This is a genomic window from Moorena sp. SIO4A1, assembly GCF_010672065.1.
GTDB lineage: Bacteria > Cyanobacteriota > Cyanobacteriia > Cyanobacteriales > Coleofasciculaceae > Moorena.
The window spans coordinates 1-1023 of the sequence record NZ_JAAHHX010001072.1; the positions used below are offsets into that span (position 1 = coordinate 1).

At 44.7% G+C, this 1023-nt stretch carries 1 protein-coding gene; it reads right to left on the reverse strand.

Annotated elements, in window-relative coordinates; translation table 11 throughout:
• Positions 1-162 precede the first annotated feature (162 nt).
• Positions 163-1023, reverse strand: an 861-nt coding sequence (locus tag F6K53_RS45360; RefSeq protein ID WP_293087779.1) for a reverse transcriptase domain-containing protein, incomplete at its 5' end; no start/stop codon positions are given.

Below are 1023 nucleotides of genomic sequence, written 5' to 3' on the forward strand. Positions count from 1 at the left end.
CGTAATTAATCGGGATAAACCCGTACAAAACGGTCAAGGTGCAATGATTAGAGTCGATGTCCGGTATTATCCGGAGCACCTCTCCTTCAAATCCGTACGTGACGGTTTCCCGTCATACGGCTCCTGGGTATTCTAGTCTTATCGCCGTTCGCGCAGCGTGGCCTACGGCCAAAGGCGACGCTTCGCGAACGACTTGCCCCCGTGAATATATTGGTGACAGCTTTGGTGAACGGCCATGAGGTTGTTCTCCTTCCAGTTGTCGTGGTTCCCATCAATGTGGTGTAAGTGTACTCTTTCTTCATTGATGAATTTTAATCCGCAATATCCGCAGGAATGGTTTTGCTTGTTCAAAGCTGTCGAGGTTGCATTGTTGTAGAGTTTGCTGTTTCGCTTACTCCAGTAGACTAAGTCTCCGTTATATGGGGACTTAGTCCCTTTAACCATTGTGTGGCCGTTTTCTTTCCATGGTACTTTTGGAAAGGCTTTTCCTAACAGTTTCTTTGATTTATACCGATTTATTGTTTTCTGCTTTCGGAATTTTCTTTCGGCAGCTTTCATCGGGAAATATAGGTTGTTAGGTGAGTCTTCCATGCAGCACCATTTATGGTAGTTTCTCCAGCCTCTTACAATGGGTGCCAGTTTCTTTGCTTTGACTTCTGCACCATAGTTCGAGCTGTTAATTATGGTTTTTACTTTCTTTAGGAAGTTTTTGAGATTCTCCTTAGCGGGGTAGCTCTTAAATCTTCCGTCATATTGGACTCGAAAGTACCAGCCCAAGAAGTTAAATCCATCTGTCGTTTTGGTTAGCCTGGTTTTTTCTTCACTGATTTCCATTCCTCTTTCGGCCAGAAAGGTTTTGATTTTATTCAAGACCTTTTCTGCATTGTCTTTTGGCTTAAGAAAAATCACCATGTCGTCTGCGTATCGGACGCTTGGGTGTATATCCTCTATTCCGTCAAGTGCGATGTTGGCAAGTAGTGGGCTGACCACCCCTCCCTTCGGTGTACCTTGTTCAGGGAACTC